The sequence below is a fragment of the Halopelagius inordinatus genome (genome assembly GCF_900113245.1).
In the GTDB taxonomy this organism is placed as follows: Archaea; Halobacteriota; Halobacteria; order Halobacteriales; family Haloferacaceae; genus Halopelagius; species Halopelagius inordinatus.
This window is the reverse complement of record NZ_FOOQ01000001.1, coordinates 113,724-134,418: the sequence shown is the minus strand read 5'-3', so window position 1 is coordinate 134,418 and position 20,695 is coordinate 113,724. Positions and strand designations below refer to the sequence as shown.

At 66.4% G+C, this 20,695-nt stretch carries 25 protein-coding genes and 1 tRNA gene; 10 read left to right on the top strand and 16 right to left on the bottom strand.

What is annotated here, in order from left to right:
• The first annotated feature begins 152 nt into the window (after positions 1 to 152).
• Positions 153 to 1,808 carry a thermosome subunit alpha gene (gene thsA / locus BM167_RS00725; protein WP_092887331.1) on the top strand — a complete coding sequence of 552 codons (1,656 nt, stop codon included), beginning with the start codon at positions 153 to 155 and terminating at the stop codon, positions 1,806 to 1,808.
• A gap of 566 nt (positions 1,809 to 2,374) precedes the next feature.
• Here the strand turns inward: thsA and BM167_RS00720 are convergent.
• A tRNA-Arg gene (locus tag BM167_RS00720) sits at positions 2,375 to 2,449 on the bottom strand.
• A 50-nt stretch (positions 2,450 to 2,499) separates the two neighbouring features.
• A complete protein-coding gene (locus BM167_RS00715; RefSeq protein WP_092887328.1) occupies positions 2,500 to 2,877 on the bottom strand; it encodes a YccF domain-containing protein in 378 nt (125 codons plus the stop codon).
• 210 nt (positions 2,878 to 3,087) lie between these two features.
• Between BM167_RS00715 and BM167_RS00710 the strand changes: the two genes are divergently transcribed.
• Together BM167_RS00710 and BM167_RS00705 are read left to right on the top strand one after the other, a co-directional pair.
• Positions 3,088 to 3,666 carry an AAA family ATPase gene (locus BM167_RS00710; RefSeq protein WP_092887325.1) on the top strand — a complete coding sequence of 193 codons (579 nt, stop codon included), beginning with the start codon at positions 3,088 to 3,090 and terminating at the stop codon, positions 3,664 to 3,666.
• Positions 3,663 to 4,076: an RNA-binding domain-containing protein gene (locus tag BM167_RS00705; protein ID WP_092887322.1), complete on the top strand. Its 414-nt coding sequence runs from the start codon at positions 3,663 to 3,665 to the stop codon at positions 4,074 to 4,076. Before BM167_RS00710 ends, BM167_RS00705 begins: the two co-directional genes overlap by 4 nt.
• 20 nt (positions 4,077 to 4,096) lie before the next feature.
• Here BM167_RS00705 and BM167_RS00700 read toward each other — a convergent pair whose 3' ends face one another.
• The 5 genes from BM167_RS00700 to BM167_RS00680 all read right to left on the bottom strand — a co-directional run bounded on the left by BM167_RS00700 (position 4,097) and on the right by BM167_RS00680 (position 7,351).
• Positions 4,097 to 4,618 carry a gamma carbonic anhydrase family protein gene (locus BM167_RS00700; RefSeq protein WP_092887319.1) on the bottom strand — a complete coding sequence of 174 codons (522 nt, stop codon included), beginning with the start codon at positions 4,616 to 4,618 and terminating at the stop codon, positions 4,097 to 4,099.
• 138 nt (positions 4,619 to 4,756) lie between these two features.
• Positions 4,757 to 5,080, bottom strand: coding sequence for a HalOD1 output domain-containing protein (locus tag BM167_RS00695; RefSeq protein ID WP_092887316.1), 324 nt, complete (start codon positions 5,078 to 5,080; stop codon positions 4,757 to 4,759).
• A gap of 92 nt (positions 5,081 to 5,172) precedes the next feature.
• A complete protein-coding gene (locus BM167_RS00690; protein WP_092887313.1) occupies positions 5,173 to 6,156 on the bottom strand; it encodes a nucleoside recognition protein in 984 nt (327 codons plus the stop codon).
• A 55-nt stretch (positions 6,157 to 6,211) separates the two neighbouring features.
• Positions 6,212 to 6,769 (bottom strand): magnesium transporter, encoded by a 558-nt coding sequence (locus tag BM167_RS00685; RefSeq protein ID WP_092887310.1) that lies wholly within the window; start codon positions 6,767 to 6,769, stop codon positions 6,212 to 6,214.
• Positions 6,770 to 7,351, bottom strand: coding sequence for a magnesium transporter (locus BM167_RS00680; protein ID WP_092887307.1), 582 nt, complete (start codon positions 7,349 to 7,351; stop codon positions 6,770 to 6,772).
• 252 nt (positions 7,352 to 7,603) lie between these two features.
• On the opposite strand from BM167_RS00680, the gene BM167_RS00675 reads away from it, so the two are divergent.
• From BM167_RS00675 to BM167_RS00660, 4 genes are read left to right on the top strand one after another with little or no spacing between them, the layout of a single operon-like run.
• Positions 7,604 to 8,458: a DUF4129 domain-containing protein gene (locus BM167_RS00675; RefSeq protein ID WP_092887304.1), complete on the top strand. Its 855-nt coding sequence runs from the start codon at positions 7,604 to 7,606 to the stop codon at positions 8,456 to 8,458.
• Complete coding sequence (locus BM167_RS00670) at positions 8,455 to 9,129, top strand: DUF7269 family protein (RefSeq protein WP_092887301.1); 675 nt, start codon at positions 8,455 to 8,457, stop codon at positions 9,127 to 9,129. The genes BM167_RS00675 and BM167_RS00670 overlap by 4 nt, the downstream gene beginning before the upstream one ends.
• On the top strand, positions 9,126 to 10,391 hold the full coding sequence (locus BM167_RS00665; protein ID WP_092887298.1) for a DUF58 domain-containing protein: 1,266 nt from the start codon (positions 9,126 to 9,128) through the stop codon (positions 10,389 to 10,391). Before BM167_RS00670 ends, BM167_RS00665 begins: the two co-directional genes overlap by 4 nt.
• Positions 10,388 to 11,092 (top strand): DUF7519 family protein, encoded by a 705-nt coding sequence (locus tag BM167_RS00660; protein WP_092887295.1) that lies wholly within the window; start codon positions 10,388 to 10,390, stop codon positions 11,090 to 11,092. Before BM167_RS00665 ends, BM167_RS00660 begins: the two co-directional genes overlap by 4 nt.
• A gap of 81 nt (positions 11,093 to 11,173) precedes the next feature.
• Here the strand turns inward: BM167_RS00660 and BM167_RS00655 are convergent, their stop codons facing one another.
• Positions 11,174 to 12,139, bottom strand: coding sequence for an AAA family ATPase (locus tag BM167_RS00655; RefSeq protein ID WP_092887292.1), 966 nt, complete (start codon positions 12,137 to 12,139; stop codon positions 11,174 to 11,176).
• A gap of 206 nt (positions 12,140 to 12,345) precedes the next feature.
• Positions 12,346 to 13,746, bottom strand: coding sequence for a signal recognition particle protein Srp54 (locus BM167_RS00650; RefSeq protein ID WP_092887289.1), 1,401 nt, complete (start codon positions 13,744 to 13,746; stop codon positions 12,346 to 12,348).
• Between the two features lie 182 nt (positions 13,747 to 13,928).
• On the opposite strand from BM167_RS00650, the gene BM167_RS00645 reads away from it, so the two are divergent.
• Positions 13,929 to 14,885, top strand: a complete 957-nt coding sequence (locus BM167_RS00645; RefSeq protein ID WP_092887286.1) for a D-2-hydroxyacid dehydrogenase — start codon at positions 13,929 to 13,931, stop codon at positions 14,883 to 14,885.
• 45 nt (positions 14,886 to 14,930) lie between these two features.
• Positions 14,931 to 15,545 carry a LysE family translocator gene (locus BM167_RS00640; protein WP_092887283.1) on the top strand — a complete coding sequence of 205 codons (615 nt, stop codon included), beginning with the start codon at positions 14,931 to 14,933 and terminating at the stop codon, positions 15,543 to 15,545.
• A 50-nt stretch (positions 15,546 to 15,595) separates the two neighbouring features.
• Here BM167_RS00640 and BM167_RS00635 read toward each other — a convergent pair whose 3' ends face one another.
• The 7 genes from BM167_RS00635 to BM167_RS00600 all read right to left on the bottom strand — a co-directional run bounded on the left by BM167_RS00635 (position 15,596) and on the right by BM167_RS00600 (position 19,597).
• Positions 15,596 to 15,967 carry a hypothetical protein gene (locus BM167_RS00635; protein WP_092887280.1) on the bottom strand — a complete coding sequence of 124 codons (372 nt, stop codon included), beginning with the start codon at positions 15,965 to 15,967 and terminating at the stop codon, positions 15,596 to 15,598.
• Between the two features lie 152 nt (positions 15,968 to 16,119).
• The gene (gene ftsY / locus BM167_RS00630; protein WP_092887277.1) at positions 16,120 to 17,616 is read right to left on the bottom strand and encodes a signal recognition particle-docking protein FtsY; all 1,497 of its coding nucleotides are present in this window, start codon (positions 17,614 to 17,616) and stop codon (positions 16,120 to 16,122) included.
• A gap of 46 nt (positions 17,617 to 17,662) precedes the next feature.
• Entirely contained in the window at positions 17,663 to 18,115 is a 453-nt protein-coding gene (pfdA, locus tag BM167_RS00625) for a prefoldin subunit alpha (RefSeq protein ID WP_092887274.1), read from the bottom strand.
• Positions 18,115 to 18,291, bottom strand: a complete 177-nt coding sequence (gene rpl18a / locus BM167_RS00620) for a 50S ribosomal protein L18Ae (protein ID WP_092887271.1) — start codon at positions 18,289 to 18,291, stop codon at positions 18,115 to 18,117. Before rpl18a ends, pfdA begins: the two co-directional genes overlap by 1 nt.
• Positions 18,292 to 18,493: 202 nt before the next feature.
• Positions 18,494 to 19,159, bottom strand: coding sequence for a translation initiation factor IF-6 (locus tag BM167_RS00610; protein ID WP_092887265.1), 666 nt, complete (start codon positions 19,157 to 19,159; stop codon positions 18,494 to 18,496).
• A gap of 3 nt (positions 19,160 to 19,162) precedes the next feature.
• Positions 19,163 to 19,441: a 50S ribosomal protein L31e gene (locus BM167_RS00605; protein ID WP_092887262.1), complete on the bottom strand. Its 279-nt coding sequence runs from the start codon at positions 19,439 to 19,441 to the stop codon at positions 19,163 to 19,165.
• Between the two features lie 3 nt (positions 19,442 to 19,444).
• A complete protein-coding gene (locus BM167_RS00600) occupies positions 19,445 to 19,597 on the bottom strand; it encodes a 50S ribosomal protein L39e (protein ID WP_092887259.1) in 153 nt (50 codons plus the stop codon).
• A 151-nt stretch (positions 19,598 to 19,748) separates the two neighbouring features.
• Here BM167_RS00600 and BM167_RS00595 point away from each other — a divergent pair, with 151 nt between their 5' ends.
• Complete coding sequence (locus tag BM167_RS00595) at positions 19,749 to 20,687, top strand: DMT family transporter (RefSeq protein ID WP_092887256.1); 939 nt, start codon at positions 19,749 to 19,751, stop codon at positions 20,685 to 20,687.
• The last annotated feature ends 8 nt before the right edge of the window (positions 20,688 to 20,695 follow it).

The window sequence follows — 20,695 nt, the reverse complement described above, 5'->3', positions numbered from 1 at the left end:
ACGTATAAACACCCCGATTTCGTGGGTCGTGGTACCACATCTTACCCCACCACCGTGCGCCGGTTTGACAGAGACTCGTGCGACAGGTTTTTATAGAATCGCAAACAACCTCACGACTGAATATGTCTCAGCGAATGCAGCAGGGACAGCCCATGATCATTCTGGGCGACGACTCCCAGCGCACACAAGGGAAGGACGCGCAATCGATGAACATCACGGCCGGCAAGGCCGTGGCCGAGTCCGTCCGGACCACGCTGGGTCCGAAGGGCATGGACAAGATGCTGGTCGACAACTCCGGCGAGGTCGTGGTCACGAACGACGGTGTGACCATCCTCAAGGAGATGGACATCGACCACCCCGCGGCGAACATGATCGTCGAAGTCTCCGAGACCCAAGAGGACGAGGTCGGCGACGGGACGACGACGGCCGTCGTCATCGCGGGCGAACTTCTCGACCAGGCCGAGGAACTCATAGAACAGGACGTCCACGCGACCACCATCGCGCAGGGCTTCCGTCAGGCCGCAGAGAAGGCAAAGGAGATTCTCGACGACAACGCCATCGAAGTGTCCGAAGAGGACCGCGAGACGCTCGTCAAAATCGCCGCCACGGCGATGACCGGTAAGGGCGCGGAGTCCGCGAAGGACCTCCTCGCCGACCTCGTCGTAGACGCCGTACTGGCCGTCGCGGACGACGACGGCATCGACACGGAGAACGTCTCCGTCGAGAAGGTCGTCGGCGGTTCCATCGACAACTCCGAACTCGTCGAGGGCGCTATCATCGACAAGACGCGCGTCGACGAGAACATGCCGTACGCGGTCGAGGACGCAGACGTCGCGCTGTTCGACGGCGCACTCGAAGTCCGCGAGACCGAAATCGACGCCGAAGTCAACGTTACCGACCCCGACCAGCTTCAGCAGTTCCTCGACCAAGAGGAAAAACAGCTGAAGGAGATGGTCGACAAGCTCGTCGACGTCGGCACCGACGTCGTCTTCGTCGGCGACGGCATCGACGACATGGCCCAGCACTACCTCGCGAAGGAGGGCATCCTCGCGGTCCGCCGCGCGAAATCCTCCGACCTCAAGCGACTCGCCCGCGCGACCGGCGCGAGCGTCGTCGGCTCCCTCGACGACATCGAGGAGTCCGACCTCGGCTTCGCCGGCTCCGTCGCCCAGAAGGACGTCGGCGGCGACGAGCGCATCTTCGTCGAGGACGTCGAAGACGCGAAGTCCGTCACGCTCATCCTTCGCGGCGGCACCGACCACGTCGTCGACGAAGTCGAGCGCGCTATCGACGACTCGCTCGGCGTCGTCCGCACGACGCTCGAAGACGGGAAGGTCCTCCCCGGCGGCGGCGCACCGGAGACCGAACTCTCCCTGAAGCTCCGCGAGTTCGCCGACTCCGTCGGCGGCCGCGAGCAGCTCGCAGTCGAGGCGTTCGCCGAGGCGCTCGACGTCATCCCGCGCACCCTCGCTGAGAACGCCGGTCTCGACCCCATCGACTCGCTCGTCGACCTCCGCGCCCGCCACGACGGCGGCGAGTTCGCCGCGGGCCTCGACGCCTACACCGGCGAAGTCATCGACATGGAGGCCGAGGGCGTCGTCGAACCCCTCCGAGTCAAGACGCAGGCCATCGAGAGCGCGACGGAAGCGGCCGTCATGATCCTCCGCATCGACGACGTCATCGCCGCTGGCGACCTCTCCGGTGGCCAGACGGGCGGCGACGACGACGGCGACGACATGCCCGGCGGCGGCATGGGCGGCGGCATGGGCGGCATGGGCGGCATGGGCGGTATGGGCGGCGCAATGTGAACTCCGTCTAGGCTCACACAACCCCACCCACCCCCGACCTCTCGCCTCGAATCGCCTCTCGAACGTCGGCCCGCACGCCGAATCCGGCTTTCTTTCGACCGCTGACTCCGAGAGCGACGGCCTCGTTCGAACCTCCGAGCCGGGCGAAACGCTCTTTCCTCGTGTCGCGGTATCTCGTAGCATGGGCGACCCCGCGTGTTACCGAGAGATCTGTCCCGACTGCGACGCGCAGGTGACCATCGTAGAGGAGGAGTGCCCCGAGTGCGGGCGGTCGTTAGCGGTGAAGTGACGGCTTTGGGACGGTACGAACGGGCACGAGGGGAGTCACGTGAGCGAAGCGAACGTGACTACATCGTGGCCGTGAGGCCGAGTGAAACGAGGCCGAACGGGCACGATGGGATTTGAACCTCGGTCGCAGCGGAGCTGCTCCCTGATTCAAATCCCACGTGGACCCGTTACTCGCGGCTCACTTCGTTCGCCGAGAAGTAACGGGCACGATGGGAGTCACGTGAGCGAAGCGAACGTGACTACGTCGTGGCCGTGAGGCCGAGTGAAACGAGGCCGAACGGGCACGATGGGATTTGAACCCACGACCGTCGGATTAGAAGTCCGACGCTCTTTCCGGACTGAGCTACGTGCCCTCGGTTACACTCAAACCCCGATAGATGAAAAGCGATGCGGGTTCGGTCCGCTACCCGTCGAATCGGTACAGCGAGGTGACCGCGGGGAGTCGGTTGAGCATCCAGATTGCGACGGGAAGCCCGACGACGGTGACGGCGAGGAACGACGCCACGTTCGCCCAGACGAATCCGAGCCACCACCCGACGAGGACGAAGTAGAGGGCGCGCACGAGGAGCGAACGCTGGCCGCGGGCGGCGTCGGGGACGGTCCGAGAGCGCGGTTCTTTCAGGGTCAACACCGCGGGGACGAGGTTGACGAGTTTGATTCCGACCGGGGCGAGAACGACGGTCACAGTCAGCGCCCACGCGAGGTTGACGACGACGGGCGTCGCCCACCACCCGACGAGGACGAACCAGAGGGCGCGCACGAGGAGGGAACGGTCTTTCATACTCGAAGAAAGTCGCCCGAGGGGGAAAGCGCCGTCGAATAGAGCTTCGGAGAGCAGTCTGAAGAATAGAGCCGCGAGCGACCGGAGGAAGCGAGCGGCCTTTTTTGGTCCAGCTTTTTTGCCCGAGCGGTGAGCGAAGCGAACCCGAGGGCGAAAAAAGCTGGAGGTGTAGCGGCAACCCTAAGTCCGACAGACGAGAAACGGGCGACGATGAAGGTCATCGGAACCGTGGGCCTCCCGGGAAGCGGCAAAGGCGAGGCCGCCGCCGTCGCCCGCGAGGAGGGCGTCCCCGTCGTGACGATGGGCGACGTCATCCGCGAGGAGTGTCGCAAGCGGGGACTCGACCCCGCGGAACACCACGGCGAGATAGCCACCGCGCTCCGCGAGGAGGACGGCCCGGAGGCCATCGCCGAGCGCTCGATACCGCTCGTAGAGGAGAAACTCGAAGTCGCCGACGTCGTCCTCGTGGACGGTCTGCGCTCGGGCGTCGAACTCGAGTGCTTCGAGATGGCGTTCGGCGACGAGTTCGTCCTCGCGAGCATCGAAGCGCCCTTCGAGGTTCGCGCCGAACGGCTTCTCGACCGAGCGCGCGACGACAGCGACAGCGACAGAGAGGCGCTGAAAGACCGCGAAAAGCGGGAGCTCGGGTTCGGGATGGGCGAAGCGATGGACCGCGCGGACGTCCGAATCGAGAACACCGACACGCTCGAACGGTTCCGCGAGCAGGTGTCTGTGCTCCTGCGCGAGGGGCCCGACGGACTGCAGACGACACGCGAGGTGAGAGAATGATACACAGCATCGAGGCGCGAATCGTCGCGCCCGTCCGAGAGACGGAAGTGACGGACAGAGTCGAAGACGCCGTCCGGACCCTCTTTCCGAACGTCGAGTTCGAATACGAGGCCGGACAGTTGGTCGGTGAGACGCACTCGCTCGACCGGTTTTCGGAGCGACTTCACGAACAGGAGATACTCGACACCGCGCGCCGGGAGTTCGAGAAACGCGCCGACGACGAGGGCTTTTCGTTCGCGCTGAAGAAACAGGCGGCGTTCAAGGGAGTGATAAACTTCGCCGTCGGCAACCCGGACGAACTCGGGGACATCGAAGTCCACGTCGCCGTCCGCGAACCGTCCGTAGAGGAGTTCGTCGACCACATCGCCCCGCCCACCGAGGACGGGAAACCGCTGGATTTCGACCGCTAGCCCCCGGACCGTCCGCCCCGTTACTCTCCGTCGAACAGGTCCGCGTGACGAGAGGCCAAGTCCGTGTACGCCCCCGAGTGGTACGCCTCGAACGTCTCCGCGGGGTCCACGTCCGTCTCCGAAAGCGGCGTGACGCGCGCGGGGACGCCGCGGACGAACGACTCGGGCGGTATCTCGTACCCGTCGGGGACGACGGTTCCGGACGCGACGATGCTGTCTGCGCCCACCACGACGTCGGTGTTGACCGTCGCGTTGAACCCGACCAACGCCCCGTCTTCGACGTGCGTCTCGTTCAACACGGCACCGTGGCCGACCATGACCCGTTCTCCGAGAGTGGCGGCGTGCAACACGGCGTTGTCGCCGACGTGGGACTCACGTCGCACTCGCACCGACGACACGTCGCCGCGGAGGACGACGCCCGGCCAGACGCTGGCATCCGCACCGACGGTCACGTCTCCGACCAGCGTCGCGTCCCGACTCACCCGCGCGTCCTCGTGAATCTCGGGTTTCTTCCCCTCGAACTCGTACGTTCTGCTGTCCATAGGGGGTGTACGGACCACAGTACCATGGTAGTTGGTAACGCGCAGAACGGGGCGGTGTGACCGAACCGGAGTCGGGTCGGGGAGACGCGAAGACGAGACGTCGCTCGCGAGAACCACCTCCCGCGGCGGAGTTCGATATCAGGTTCCGTCGACGACTTCGACGACGACTTGGCTCTCGTCGCGCGGCGACTCGCGGTAATCGTGGGAGACGGCGACGGTGTACTCGTCGACGGTGAACTCGACGCTGACCGCGGAGTTCGACTCTCTGGCGTGAGCGAGGAGGCTGACTACCGCGTCCGTCTCGACTCGGTGGTACAGCGGTTCGAGGTCATCGACCGGAACGTCCTCCATGTCGGCCAAAATTCGGAGCGTCTCCCCTATCACAGACTCCGATTCCTCGCCCAGAGCGTGGACTGCCACGCAGTTGGCGTCTTCGGGAGGAGTCTCGTCGCTCGTGACCATGTCAGTTTGTGAGACTGTTGCTATAATATACTTGTGCCAGAACATATATCATACTCTCCGAGATGCGGGGACGAGAGCCCGGAGGCAGAGAGTCAAACGGCCAGCAAGAACACCAACGCGACGCCGATGAACGCGACTTTCAAGGCGGTGTTGACGGCGACGACTTTCGACCCGAACCGGGGTCCCCAGATGCCGTACTGGAAGGGGATAGAGCGTTTGAACGTCGAGACGGCGAACGAGACGATACCGCCCAGAAGCATCGTCGCCACCGCCGTCCGCGGCGTGAACGCCTCTCCGACCATGGGGGCGATAGTCGCCGCGCCCGCCGTCGTATCGAACGCGAAGACGGCGATGACGGGGATGGACGCGCCGGGGAGGCCGACGAACGTCGCGAGAGGGTCGGCCGCCGCGGTGAACGATTCGAGGTCCGTCGTCCGCACGACGAGCGTCACGACGAGATAGACGACGACCAATCGGGGGACGATACGCTTCAGTTTCGGCCACGTCTTCCGCGCCGCCTCGGCGACGACGGTTCGGCGCGAGTCACTGCCCTCGTCGCCCACGCCACCGTCCGCCTGAGTCGTGACGGTTCTATCGACGTTTCGCTCCGAAAGGAGCGCCGCCCCCGCGAGGACGCCGACGGCGGTGATGGCCAACGAAATCGCCGCCCGCGTCCCGACGTACAACACCCCGACTTCCACACCGAGGATGGGAACGAGGACGGGCACGTAGAACGTGAAGATGTGCTGGACGAACCCGAAGAACGTGTTCATCGTGACGGCAACGAGCGTCGCCCTGTCGTCGAGCATCCCCGACTCGCGGAACTCCGCGAGCATCCCGTACCCCGCAGTCGTCGAGGCGGCGGTGGTGAAGATGGCCGTGCCCACCTCGTCGGGGAGGTTCGCGGGGCGCGTCAGATAGCGCGAGACGGCCGCCACGTAGTCCACCACTCCGAACCCGACGGCGACGTTCGCGAGGAACACGCCGACGGCGATGAGGACGGCGATGTTGGCGACTCGCGGGACGACCTCCCGAAGAACGGGCCACAACGTCTCGAACGTCTGCACGGACTGCACGTTCGGTGGTCGGGTGCGGCGGGCCTAATCGGCGTCGGTTCGTCGGCGTGCGAGTTCAGACGAGCAACTGCACGGAGGCGAAAAGCACCAACACGCCGAGGACGTCGCAGGTGTTCGTCACCACGGGGATGACCACGTCGTCGGGGTCCAGTTCGAACCGGTACGCGGCGTACGTGGTGACGAGGGTGACGGCGACGGCGAGAAACGCCAGTGCGATGCCGGAGAGGAGGGCGACGGCGACGACGGTCGAAACCGGGAGTCGGACGCCGCCGAGAAGCCCCGTCAGTCCCCACGCGCCGACGCCGATGACCGGAAAGACGGTCACCGAAAGCGCGATGGTGGCGAGGGCGTTGCCCGCCAGTTCCTCGTCCGTCGGGTCGAACGAGAGCGTCCCGAGGTGAAGCGCCGTCGAGAGGCGCGCGGCGAGGATGCTCCCGAGGTTCCCCGCGGTGCCGATGGTGACGGGAACGAGAGCGAGGAGGGAGGGAAACCGGAGGAGTTGCGCCTCGAAGCTTCCGAGGACGAGTCCGCTCCCCAGTTCCACGAGCGTCAACACGAGGAGAACGGGGAGCATCGCCCGCGTGATGGCTCGAACCGTCCACTCGGTCCGCATTCAGACGACACCTCCGACGAACAGGACGACCCGGACCGCGACGAGCAAAAAGAGGACGCCGAACACGTCGCCGGTGGTGGTGACGAGAGGGCCCACGAGTGTGTCCGGGTTGTGTCCCCGCCGGTAGCCCGCGAACACGACGACTACGACGACGACGGTGAGCGCGAGGCCCGAGAGGACTCCCGCGACGAAGGCGACGGCCGCGAGCACTCCCACTGACGCCACGTCGCGGCCGAGCAAACTGAGAAGCGCGAAGGCGACGACGGAGGCGAACACCGACGCGAGGACGCCGTTCGCCAACGCCGCGGCGGCGGCGGCCCGGAGTCGTTCGTCGGCCGCGGAGACGCGAGGTTCGATGAGGCCTTGGTGGAGAGCGGTGGCGATGCGCGCGCCGAGAGAGCCGTAGACGTTCCCCCGCGTCGCGAGAAGCGCCGGGACGATGACGAGCAGTCCGGGTACCGCTTCGAGTTCGGAGTCCATCCCGCTGAGAACGACGCCGGCCAAGAGCCCACCAACGAGGCTGGCGACGAGTGCCGGAAGCGCCTCTCTGTACGCTTCCGCGGCGGCGTCGCCCAGTGTCATGGGGAGACGAACGGACCCGGAGGTAAAAAGTCGGGCGTCTGCGGACGCCGTCCGCCCGTAATGGGGTCGCTAACCACGCGTCGTATTTTGTGATATTACCAGATACCTCCAAAAAATGCCTTACGCCGAACAGCCGACGAATCGTACCGACGTGAGTTGTTCGCCAGTCGCGGCGACGGAGATGTCGGTATCGGAACGTCCCGTCGTCACAACGGATCGAGTCGGAGATAGACCACGACGACTGCGAGTCAGATGAACGCGCGCGCACTCGCGACACTCGTCGTCGCGTTCGCCTGTGTCACCTCGGTGGGCGTCGCCTCCACGACGCTCGAATCGTCGCTCTCGTCGACGCCGGACGAGGTCATAAACGTCGGTCACGAACTCATCCCCATCAGTCAGTCCGACACCGGGACGTTGAAGGAGGCGATTACCGCCGCCGGAGACGGGTCCGGAGACACCTCGGCGGAGAAGTCGTCGGACGGGTCGTTGACGACGCGGGACGACGACGGCGGTGACGAAGAGCGGAATCGACGGAGCGGCGACGACGGAAGCTCCGGGCAACAGCAAAAAGACGCCGAGAAGAACCGACAGTCCGGGTCCGGACAAGAGGAGAGCCAGCAGTCTCTCGGCGGGTTCGGGAACGTTCCCGACCCCGGACAGAGTTGGATACCGCTCCTGATAGCGGTTCTCGTGTTGGCGCTTCTCGTCCGGTACCGCGACCGGGTCGCCGCGTTCCTCGAACCGCCCGAGAACCGCGCGTCCGAAGAACCGGTCGGCGTCCCCGCGCCCGAGAACGACGTCGAACGGGCGTGGGTCGATATCCTCGGCGCGACGCGCGTCGAGAACCCCTGGAAGAAGACGCCCGCCGAATGCGCGGACGAGGCCGTCGAGAGCGGTCTCGACCCCGACGCGGTCCAGCGCATCCGGCGCGTCTTCGAGGAGGTCACGTACGGCGAACGCGAGGTGACCGAGGCGCGCCGCGCCGAAGTGCACCGCAACCTCGCGCGTCTCGACGTGCGAACCGACGTCCGGGCCGACGGCGGCGAGCGAAACGCGACAGAGCGAACGTCGTCGGATCGGCGTGCAAACAACGAGGAGAGACGATGAGACGACGCCTCCGAATCGCACTCGGCATCGCGGGCGCTTGCGTCCTGTCTCTCGCTCTCCTCGTCGTCGCCGTCCCGGCCGTTTCCGAGGCGTTCCCGTCCGATGCGCTCGTCGAAGCGGTCGGGAGCGACTACGTTCTGGCCGCCGCGGTGGGCGTCGTCGCCATCCTGTTCGTCGTTGCTGTCGTCGCTCGTCGCGGACTGGACGGCGTCGACCAAGCGACGATGCCGAACCCGGAGACGGTCCAACACGCCGCCTACCCCGGCGTCCGGTTCGACCGGACCGTCACGGAGCGTCTCCACCTGCTTCCGCACCGTCCGACCGAGGAGGAAAAGCGGCTCCGAGCGCGGATTCGCCGGGCGGCCGAACGGGAGGTGATGCGCCGCGAAAACGTCTCTCAGGAGAGAGCCAGCGAGATGATCGAAAGCGGCGAGTGGACCGACGACGACGCGGCGGCGACGTTTCTGAGCAACGCCAGACGGCCGTGGATAGGGGCGCGCCTCCGCGCTCTCGTCTCTCGGCGGTCGTGGTTCCAGACGGGCGCGCGGCGCGCGGCCGACGAAGTCTGCCGCCTCGGCGGCGTCGAACCCGGAACAGGAACCGGTGGAGAGAACAGCGAGTCCGCCGTGAGTACGGCGAGTGCGGCGGGCACCGCGGGAGGCGAGCGATGACCGCCGTTCGCCGGACGCACCGGTGGCGGGGCGTCGTCGCCATCGCCTTGCTCGCGAGCGCAGTCGGCGTGTTCGCGACGAGACCGCTGGTGTTGCTCGCCGGTGCGGTCGGCGCGGGATTCGCGGCGTACCCGTGGCTTCGGTCCCCGCCGTCGGTCGAACTCGACGTGACGCGCTCTCTGACGCCGACCGACCCGGCGGCGGGCGACGACGTGACGGTGACCGTCCGCGTTCGCAACGTCGGCGACTCGACGCTCTCGGACCTCCGTATCGTCGACGGCGTCCCGCCGATGCTGACGGTGAGTAACGGGACGCCGCGGCACGCGGCGTTCCTGCGGCCGGGGTCGACGACCGAGTTCGAGTACGACGTGGAGGCCGCGCACGGCCGCCACCAGTTCGACCCCGCGACGGTCGTCGCACGCGATATAACCGGCTCGACCGAAGTCGAGACGTCCGTCTCGGCGGACGCCGCAATCGAGTGCGCGGCGGCCGTTCCGGAGGTTCCGCTTCGAGAGCAGACGACGCTCGGAAGCGGTCGGGTGTTGACGCCCGACGGCGGAAGCGGTATCGAGTTCCACAAGACCCGCGAGTACAACACGGGCGACCCGATGTCCCGAATCGACTGGAAGCGCCGGGCGAAGACGGGCGAACTCACCACCATCGAGTTCAGAGAGGAGCGACCGGCGTCCGTGCTTCTCTGTCTCGACGCGAGAGCGTGCGCCTACCGCGCCGCGAGCGAAGACGAACCCAACGCCGTCGCGTGCAGTCGGGAGGCCATCTCGCAACTTCTGACCGCGGTCGGAAACGGCCGGGACGCGGTCGGTCTGGCCGCCGTCGGCCGGGAACTCTGTTGGCACCGACCGGGACGCGGCACCGACCACCTCGCGGACGCCCGGCAGTTACTCGCGAGTCACCGGACGTTCTCTACGGTGCCGCCCGCAGTCGACGCCGACTGGTCTCCGAGCGGGCAGTTCGACGAACTACGCCGCCGTCTCGGGGACCAGACGCAGGTGTTCCTCTTCTCGCCGTTGACCGACGAGGAGGTGGCGTCGTTCGCGCTGGAACTTGAGAACAGTCGAACCGCGGTCACCGTCGTCTGTCCGGACGTGACGACGGCCGAGACGCCCGGCAGTCGGTTCGCGGCGGTCGAACGGGAGGAGAGAGTCCGGCGACTTCGAGGCGGCGGCGTCACCGTCGTCCCGTGGTCGCCGAGCGAACCGCTCGGTCCGGAACTGCTCCGGGCGAAGGAGCGCGGCCTGTGACGTTCGTCTCGCACCCGACGCGGTTCGGGAGCGTCCTCTCTCTGGGCCTCGCCGTCGTCGCGGTGGCCCTCGTCGCGTCCGGCGGTGACGGCGGACCGGGCGTCTCTCTGGGCCTCGCCGTCGGCCTCGTCTGTCTCGGAACGCTCGCGATGGCGTCGGCCGCGGGCGTCGGCGGCGACGACGGATACCGGTCGCTGGAGGCGGTTCTCCTCGTCGTCGGCGTCGGGTTGTCACTCGCGGGCGTGGGTTTCGGAACGCTCGAAGCGGAAACGTTACCGCTGCGAATCGTCCTCGCGGCCGGACTCCTCGGCGTGAGTCTCCTCGGCGCGGGACTCGCTCCGGCGCCCGCGGTCCGACCGCGCCACCTCGTCGGCGTCGGCACGGGCGTCCTCGTCGTCGCCGTCGTCCTCGCCGGACTGATGACCGAGGTGGGCTCGCTCTCGCTTCTGTCCGCGATGGCCGCCGTCGTCGTCGCGTGGGACGCGGGCGAGAACGCCGTCTCGCTGGGCGAACACGTGGGGCGGCGCGCGCGGACGTGGCCCGTCGAACTCGGGCACACGGGCGCGTCGGCGTCGTACGGCACCGTCGTCGTCGCGGCGACGTTCGGCGTCACCGAGTTGAACGTGACGGACGTTCCCCTCACGGCGCTACTCTTGCTTCTCGGCGGCGCGGTGGCGCTCCTCGTCGCGTTGTCGAACTGAGAAGAGCGAACCCCCAACCGTCACATCCCGCCGCGGTCGCCCGTTTTCTCGCCGCGGCCCCACTCGGAACGCCGTGACGTCTTACCGTCGAACCTGTCTCTCGACGGACGGAACGTCGAGCCTATCGAGGATGTCGTCGATTACGTCGCGCCTGTCGACGTTCTCGACGCGCGCGTCCGGCGTGAGAACGAGCCTGTGCGCCAACACGGGTCCGGCCATCCGCTTCACGTCGTCCGGCGTCGCGTACTCTCGCCCGCCGACGGCGGCGACTGCTCGACTCGCCTCGAACAGTCGCTGGGTCGCCCGCGGCGACGCGCCGGAGCGAACGCGTCTGTCCTCGCGCGTCGCGCGCGTCACCTGCGTGACGTACCGCCGAACCTCGCGGCCGACGTGGACGCGTTCGGGCGCGTCCCGAATCGCCTCCGCGACGCCCTGCGCACAGACCGTACTCGCCGAGGGCGTCTGCGCCGTCCGGTCAGCCCGCCGGTCGAGGATTTCGAGTTCTCCCTCCTCGTCGGGGAAGCCGAGACTCGTCTTGACCGCAAAGCGGTCTTTCTGGGCTTCGGGGAGTTCGAAGGTCCCCTCCTGTTCGGCGGGGTTCTGCGTGGCGATGACGAAGAAGGGACTCGGCAGTTCGTACGTGTCGCCGTCCACCGTCACCTGTCCTTCCTCCATCGCTTCCAGCAGCGCGGACTGCGTCTTCGGCGACGCGCGGTTTATCTCGTCTGCGAGGACGACGTTCGCAAACACCGGCCCGGCTTGGAAGTCGAACGTGCTGGTTCGCTCGTCGTAGACGTGCGTCCCCATCACGTCGGCGGGGAGCAAGTCGGGCGTGAACTGTATCCGCGAGGCCGAAAGCCCCAACGCCGTCGCGAACGACCGCGCGGTGAGCGTCTTTCCGGTTCCGGGCACGTCCTCTAAGAGCACGTGACCCCGCGAGAGATACCCGACGAGTATCGATTCCAAGACGGAGCGGTCCGCGATGACCGCGTTCGACAGTTCGTCGAGAATCATCTCGCACTGTCTCGAACAGTCTGCAACGTCCATGGTTGAGAAAGCCCCGTGCGGAGCATTAGTAGACCCTAGATAAACGGGGGGTGAGCGCCCGAGTCGCCGGACCGTCAGCACAGGTCCGGCAGTCGGCTATTCCGGCGTTTAACGTCGCCCTTATCGCCGATTCGCGGGCGAGACGGGTCGGAGGTGGCGATGCCGTGACCGCCGGGGCGACGAGAGTGGACCCGCCCGGAGTGGCTTCAGTCGCCGAACGGACCGAGTCCGCCCATGCCGCCCATGCCGCCGCCACCGCCGTCTTGGTTCTGCATCTTCTTCATCATGCGCTGCATGTCGCCGTCGCCCATCCCTTGGAACTGCTTCAGCGTGCGCTCCATCATCTTGTGCTGTTGGAGCAGTTCGCGGACGAGTTCCTCGTCTTGTCCGGACCCCTTCGAGATGCGCTCGACGCGCGCCGCGCCGATGATGCGCGGGTTCTCCAACTCCTCGTCGGTCATGGAGTCCATGATGACGTCGAACGACCGCATCCGGTCTTGGGTGACGTCCATCGCGTCGTCCGGCAACTGGTCTTTCAACCCGCCGCCGAGGCCCGGAATCATGTCGAGGACCTGGTCCAACGGACCCATGTTGTTCATCGCCTCCATCTGTTTTTGCATGTCCTTCAGCGTGAACGACCCCTTCATGATGTCCTCGGGGTCCCAGTCGTCGTCCCCTTCTTGGGTCTCCGCCATGGCGCGTTCGACCCGTTCGGACAACTGCTTCAGGTCGCCCATGCCGAGGAGCCGAGAGATGAAGCCGTTCGGCTCGAATCGCTCGATGTCTTGGACCGTCTCGCCGGTACCGAGGAAGGAGATAGAGGAGTCCGTCTCGTTTACCGCGGTCAACGCGCCGCCGCCTTTCGCCGTCCCGTCGAGTTTCGTGATGACGACGCCGCCGATGCCGACGGAGTCGTCGAACTCGCGGGCCTGTTCTTTCGCGCCCTGTCCGATGGCCGCGTCGAGGACGAGAAGCGAGAGGTCCGGTTGGACGACGCCCTCTATCTCCTCTATCTCGTCGATGAGGGAGTCTTCGAGGGCGTGCCGACCCGCCGTGTCCACGATGTGGACGTCGGCGTCGTCCGTCGCTTCGAGTCCGTCGCGGGCGATTTGGACCGGGTCCTCGCCCTCTGGGTCGCCGTAGAAGTCCACCTCGGCGCGTTCGCACATCTGTTTGGCTTGGTCGTACGCGCCGGGGCGGAACGTGTCCGTCTGGATGACCGCGGGACGGAGTCCCTTCTTCGAGAACCACCACGCCATCTTCGCGGCGGTGGTGGTCTTGCCGGACCCCTGCAGACCGGCGAGCATGATGGTCTGCGGTTCGAGGGGGATGTCGGTTGACTCGCCGATGAGATCGACGAGTTCCTCGTACACTATCTTGAGGACGTGATCGCGCGCGGAGGTGCCGCCCGGCGGTTCTTCCTCCGTCGCGCGCTCTTTGATGGACGAAGAGAGGTCCATCACGAGGCTCACGTCGACGTCGGCGGAGAGCAAGGAGCGTTGAATCTCCTTGACTATCTCCTCGACGTCCTCCTCGCTGAGACGGGACTTCCCCTGCAGTTTGTCGAGACTGCCGCGAAGGGAACTCCCGAGATTGTCGAGTACCATTGAGACAGTCTACGCGAGGGGACGTGTAAAGGCTTTATCCGTCGGTCCGGCGGCGGCGAGGCGAGACCCCGGTCGTCCGGCGGACGCCGTCTCCCGGCGACGGCGTTCCGGTTCGGCGGCGATAGCCTCGTTTCGGTCCGCTAGGCCAAAGCATAACACGAATCCGCTCGACTCTCGATTCGATGACCGAGATTCTCGTCCTCGACCAGTCGGCCCACGGCGTCCCCGCGAGCGAGTACGCAGAGACCCTCAGAGAGCGACTCCCCGACGCGACGGTTCACCTAGCGGAGACGACGGACCGAGCGGTCGAACTGGCCGCGGACGTGCCGATTATCACCGGTACCAGCCTCCCCGACGACGTCCTCGACGCCGCCGAGGAACTCCGGCTTTTCGCCTGCGGGTCGGCGGGGTACGGCCACCTTCCCCTCGACGAACTGGACGAACGCGGCGTCACCGTCACGAACGCCTCGGGCGTTCACGGCCCGAACATCGCAGAACACGTCCTCGGGTGGCTTCTCGTCTTCGCCCGCCGCCTCGACGAGGGCATCCGCCGCCAACGACGCCGCGAGTGGCGGCATTTCCAAGGGTTCGGCGAGTTGGGCGACGCCACCGTCGCCGTCGTCGGACTCGGGGCAATCGGACAGGCCGTCGTCGAACGACTGGACGCGTTCGGCGTCGATACTGTCGGGGTGCGCTACACGCCCGAGAAGGGCGGACCGACCGACGAGGTGTTCGGCTTCGACGAGATAGAGTCGGCGCTGACCGACGCAGATTACGTCGTCCTCGCGTGTCCTCTCACCGATGCGACGCGGGGCCTCATCGACGCCGACGCCCTGAACGCCCTTCCGGACCACGCCGTCGTCGTCAACGTCGCCCGCGGCCCCGTCGTCGATACCGACGACTTGGTCGCGAAACTCAGGCGGAACAAGATACGCGGGGCGGGTCTCGACGTGACGGACCCGGAGCCGCTTCCGACGGACCACCCGCTTTGGGAGTTCGAGAACGTCCTCTTGACGCCGCACGTCTCCGGATACACGCCCCACTACTGGACGCGACTGGCGGACATCCTCGCGTCGAACGTCGAACGAATCGAAGAGAGCGGGTCCTACGAGGAGTTAGAGAACCAAGTGCTCCCGTGACCCGCCGTCCGGGGATTCTTTGACCGCGACCCCGAATCGACGCGTATGGCATCCGTCGCCGGACTCTCGACCGCCACCTATCTCGCGTTCTGCGGCGCGGCCCTCGCTTTGGTCCTCACGCCCGGTCCGGACACGATGTACGTCCTCGCCCGCGGGATGCAGGGCCGCGGCGCGGGCGTCCGGTCGGCGTTCGGCATCTCCGCGGGCGTGTTACTCCACACCGCGGCGGCGACGTTGGGTCTCGCCGCACTCCTCCGCGCCGCCCCGACGGCGTACCGACTACTGAAGTACGTCGGCGCGGCGTATCTCGTCTACCTCGGCGTGACCGCACTCCGCGACGACGAGTTCGACCCGCAGGTGGAGACGGACCCCGAAGGGAGTTTCCGTCGGGGCGTCCTCGTGAACGCCCTGAACCCGAAGGTGGCGCTTTTCTTCCTCGCGTTTCTCCCGGGATTTGCGGGTTCGGGCGACGGAACCGGGGTCAGGATGGCGCTTCTTGGCGCGACGTACGCCCTCCTGACGGCGGCGTATCTCTCGGTCGTCGCTCTCGCGTCCGGACGCGCCGGAGACGCACTCGAATCGACGCGCCTCTCGTCCGGACTCAACTGGGTCGGCGGCGGCGTGATGGTCGCACTCGGCGTCGGCGTCGCTCTGGAGTGAACGCGCAGAGTCGGCGTCGGAGGGCGACGTTCGCGGACGCACCCTGCGAGTCAGTCGGCGAAGAACTCCTCTTCTCGGTAGAACAGATAGAACGTCAGAACCATGAACGCCGTCGACACGACGCCCGTAATCGCGCCGATGAGGAAGTACTGCATCCCTCCGAGCAACCAGAGTTGGCCGAGATACAGAGCGAGAGCCGTCCCCACCAGGTAGTAGATGGGACGCCACAGGGAGGTGAAGTAGACGACGATGCCCGAGACGAACAGTACGGCGATGACGATGAATCGCGCGGCATCGGAGTCGGCCACGAACGGGGCCGCGAAACCGAGATAGAGGTGAATCCCGGTCAGAACGAGCGCGAGGACGACGAGGAGCCGATGTAACCAGCGTCTTTCGTCTCGGTCGCGTCGTTCGAGTTTCATTCTCTCACCTCCGTAGTTCGGTGCGACGCGCGTAATAACTTTTCACTCGCTGACAGAGAGCCACGCCCACCGATTCGGCGCCGGTCACGTCGCTTACGGGTACTACCGGCAAAACGAGAGAATCGGGGCGCAGGCGCGAGAGAGCGGCGGGGTTACTCCGCGTCTTCTCGGCCCAGCAGTCGGTTGACCATCCGTTCGGGGTCGAACCGTTCGATGTCACCGTAGCCCTGTCCGACGCCGAGAAACAGGATGGGCTTGCCCGTGACGTAGGCGATGGAGATGGCCGCACCGCCGTTGGAGTCGGCGTCGGCCTTGGTGAGGATGGTGCCGTCTATCTCGGCGGCGTCGTCGAACTTCTTCGAGCGTTGGACCGCGTCCTGTCCGGCGACGGCTTCGTCGACGAAAAGCGTCATATCCGGGTCCACGACGCGGTCTATCTTCTCTAACTGCGACATGAGGTCGTTCGACGTGTGCAGTCGGCCCGCGGTGTCTCCCAAGACGACGTCTATGTCGTGGGCTTCCGCGTACTCAACGCCGTCGTAGAGGACGGCCGCCGGGTCACCGCCCTGTTCGTGGGTGATGAGTTCCTTGCCGAGGTTGTCGGCGTGCTTGCGAATCTGCTCGTTCGCACCCGCACGATAGGTGTCCCCGTTCGCGAGCACCGTCGAGAGGCCGCGTTCCTCGAAGTACCGCGCCATCTTCGCGATGGACGTGGTCTTGCCGACGCCGTTGACGCCGGTGAAGATGATGGTGACCGGCTTGTCCGCCTCGCGGACTCGCTCGTCGAAGTCGAACTGACCGACGCTTATCACGTCGTAGAGGGCGTCGTGAAGCGCCTCCGAGACGAGTTCGCCCGTGGTTTCGACCTGCGCGCGCGTCTCGCCGAGCATCTTCTCGCGGATGGTGTCGAGAATCTCTTCTGCCACGGTCATCTCGACGTCGCTCTCTAAGAGCGCCATCTCCAGTTCCCACAGGGGGTCTTCGAGGTCCTCTTCCTCGATGATTATCTTCCCGGTGGCGAACGCCGCCGCGCGCTTCAGGCGGCCCGCGCCGGACTTTTTCGTCTCGTCTTTCGCGAGTGCCTCCGACGCCGCGTCCGAGGCGATAGACTCGTACTCTTCGGATTCGGCGTCGTCGGTGTCCGTGTCTGCGTCCGCATCCGCGTCCGTAGCGTCGCGGGACTCCGTCTCGCGGCCCGCCGACCCTCGTTCGGCGACGTCTTCGAGGTCGGGAACGGAGTCGTCGGTCTCCGCGTCGGCCGACGCGTCCGCGGCGTCGGGGACCCGTTTTTCAGCCTCCTCGGTCGGTTCGGGGTCGGCGTGAAGCGACGCGTCCGCCGTCGCGTTCGGTTCGACTTCGACCTCCGAGTCGGCGTCTTCGGCCTCGGAGTCCGCGGCGGCCTCCTCGGCGGGGGCCGCGTCCTCCGCGCCCGCGGGACCGACGTCCGACGCTGCGTCGGCCGACGCGTCCGCGGCCGTCGCCGGTTCGGGGTCGGTCGTCCCGGGCGCTTCCGACTCCGTCTCGGCGTCGGTCGGCGAGGGCTCCTCGACGTCGTCGGCCGCCTCGGCTCTCTCTTCTGCTTTCTCCTCGGCGGTGTCCTCGACGTCGTCGCGGAAACTCTGGAGTTTCTTTTTCAGTCCGTCAAACATCGTGATAGGGTGGGGGGCGCGACGCTACCGCGTCACGGTAGGGGATTTACTGGTCTTCGTCCTGCTGCTGCATCTGCTGCATCTGCTGTTGCTGCATCTGCTGTTGCATCTGCTGGGCCTGCTGTTCGAGCTCGCTGCTCTCGTCTTCGAGTTCGTCGACTTCGTCTTCGAGGTCGGAGATGCGGTCGTCGAGCGCGTCCTGCTTCGTGCGCAGGGCGTCGATGGCGTCGTCTTGCTCTTGTTCGGCCGCGTAGTTGCTGCCGAGTCCGACGATGACCTCGTCTATGTCTTGGACTTCCGCGCGGAGGTACGCGCCGCCGCCGAGCGGAACCTGAACCGTCGAGCCGGTTTCGAGCGTCTCGATGGCTTCGACGGCCTCGTCTATCTCGTCTTGTTCGACTTCGAGATCCTCGATGTCGCCTTCGAGCTCCTCGATCTCCTCGTCGATAGCCTGCAGTTCCTGAGAGAGCTGCTGGAGTTGCTGCTGACCGCCACCCATCATTGGGCGGACACCTCCTCGAGGTCGATCTGGGTACGCTTCAGGCCGTGTCGGCTCCCGACGTTGGCGTACACTCGTTCGCGGGCGACGTTCTCGTTGGGCGCGTCGACCTCAGTCTCGAACTGACGGTAGCTGTCGCGGCTTTGGTACCGACCGCTCACCGTAAATTGGCTCATACTCCGAGGGAGTGGATGCGCGGGGAAGTATCTTCCTACTCGGGACACTATCCGGCGGCCAATCGCAGGTCGAGCGAACGCGAGACGGCGACGAGAACCGTCGGTCCGAGGGCAAAAAGCGAGGGGACGAAAGCGGCGGAGCGGCGGCAGAAGACGCGAGAACGACGACCGAGTCGGAACGGCCGCGGCCGTCTCGGAGCGGTCAGTCGATGTAGTCGAGTGCGTCCTCGACGCGCCCGATTTCGGGACCGGTCGTCTCCTCGCCGACGACGTAGTCGGCGTCGTTCGCGACGAGGCCGGAGCCGACGAGGGGTGCGCCGTAGTTGACCGTCCCGATATCCGCTCGAACGTCGAGGAGGTCCTCGAGCGCTTCGAGTTCGGGTTCGCGGGACTTCGGGTGACAGAGGACGCCTCTGTCGTTCGCGACGGCGGCGGTGCCGATGGTGCGTACGTCCGCGAGGTCACCGTGTTCGACGGGGACTCCGAGGGCCTCTTCGACCGCTTCGACCGCCTCGTCGGAGAGGTCCGGGTGGACGCACGCGCCGTAGTTGTTCGCGAGCACGACGTTTCCGGCGGCGTTGATTCGACCGGGGAGTTCCGTCACCGGGAGGTCTGCCGCTTCGGCGATGGCCTCCTTCTCGCGGTCGGTCGCGCGGGCTGAGACGAGAACGCCGTTCTCGTTGCCCATCGCGAGTGCGCCGACGGTACTCGACCCGCCGACGGTCGTCTTCACGGCCGGAACGCCGAGTTCGTCGCTCATCGACTCGACGAGGCCCTCGTCCGCGTCCGGGCGGACGAGAAGCACGTCGTCGGTGGCGCGAGCGAAGACGCCGACGTACGACGAACCGGCGAAGGAGGCGCGAAGCACCGTTTACTCTGCCGGTTCTGCTTCGACGACGGGGTCGCCGTCCTCGTCGAAGCGGGCCGCGCGAACGCGGAACTTGCTCGGCGGTTTCTGTCGGCCGTGCGCCCAGATGCCCTCGTTGATAGCGGGGTCGAGGCGGACTGCGTCCTCGTCGACCTTGAAGTGCTTCGCGAGGTGCTGGCGGATGAGCTTCATGGCGCGTCCGGCCGCCTCGTGAGAGGGGGCGTTCTTGACGTCGCGGAGCGGTACCGTGATGACGCGTTCTTCGAAGTCGCTTGCGCTCATCGGTTACTCGTCCGTGTTGCTCCGCCGCCAGTTGCGGCGCTTGGGGTTGCGCGTGACCTTCATGTCCGTCTTCAGCATGACCCACGCGGGGACGCGACTGTTCTGACGCTCCAGTTTGGCCAGCCGCTTCTTCTTCGCTTTCGTCTTCTTACTCATAGTAGACGATGTTTTCTCTGGGCCGCATAAAATCTTGTTCCTTCGGTTCCGGCACCGTGCCACGCGCTCGCAGTCGGAATCTAGCGTTCGGCGGTCGAACGCCGCCGGAGAACCGAGCCATTCAGGGCGGGACGCCTCCTCCGGTCGATAGATGCGTCACCGAACGACTGTCGTCTTCCTTCTGGTCTCCGCCGCCTGGGGGACGGCGTTCATGGCGACGAAAGTCGGCCTCAGGTCTCTTCCCCCCGCGCTGTTCGCCGCCGTCCGCTTTACGCTCGCGGCCGCACTCCTCTTCGCACTCGCTTCGGCCCGAAGCGACAGACTCCGCCCGCACTCTCGGGCGGAGTGGGTGCCGATTCTGACCGGCGGCGTGTTCACCATCGGCGTCCACCACGCGTTCCTGTTCACCGGTCAGCAGTACGTAGAGAGCGCCGTCGCCGCGGTGTTGCTCGGACTCGTCCCCGTCATCACCCCGGCTTTGACGCGCCTCACGGCGTCGGCGGAGCGACTGACCCCAGTCGGGGCAGTCGGCGTCACGTTCGGCTTCGTCGGCGTCGTCGTCATCGCGAACCCGGACCCTTCGAACCTCTTTGGGTCCGACGTCCACGGCGTCGCTTTGGTTCTCGCCTCCGCGGTGGCGTTCGCTCTCGGCGCGGTGTTGACCCACGACGCGAAGTCGGCGCTTCCCCTCGTCTCCACGCAGGCGTGGATGATGCTCGTCGGCGCAGTCTTCCTCCACGTCACCACGTTCGTGCTCCCGTGGGAGTCGTACGCCGACGCGGTGTGGACGCTCGACGCCGTCGCGGCACTCGCGTACCTCTCCGTCGTCGCGGGCGCGGGCGGCTTCCTGCTTTACTTTTGGCTCTTGGACCGAATCGGCCCGGTGGAGGTGAGCCTTCTGGAGTACGTCATCCCCGTGTTCGCCGCGATAGCCGGGTGGGTCGCCCTCGGCGAGACGCTGACCGTGACCACCGTCGTCGGGTTCGCGTCGATATTCGTCGGGTTCGTCCTCGTGAAACGCGGAGCGATTCGGGCCGAACTCCGCCGGATGCGAACCGGTAGGTGGGTGGGAACGAACGACGCGGACTGAGGCGGACA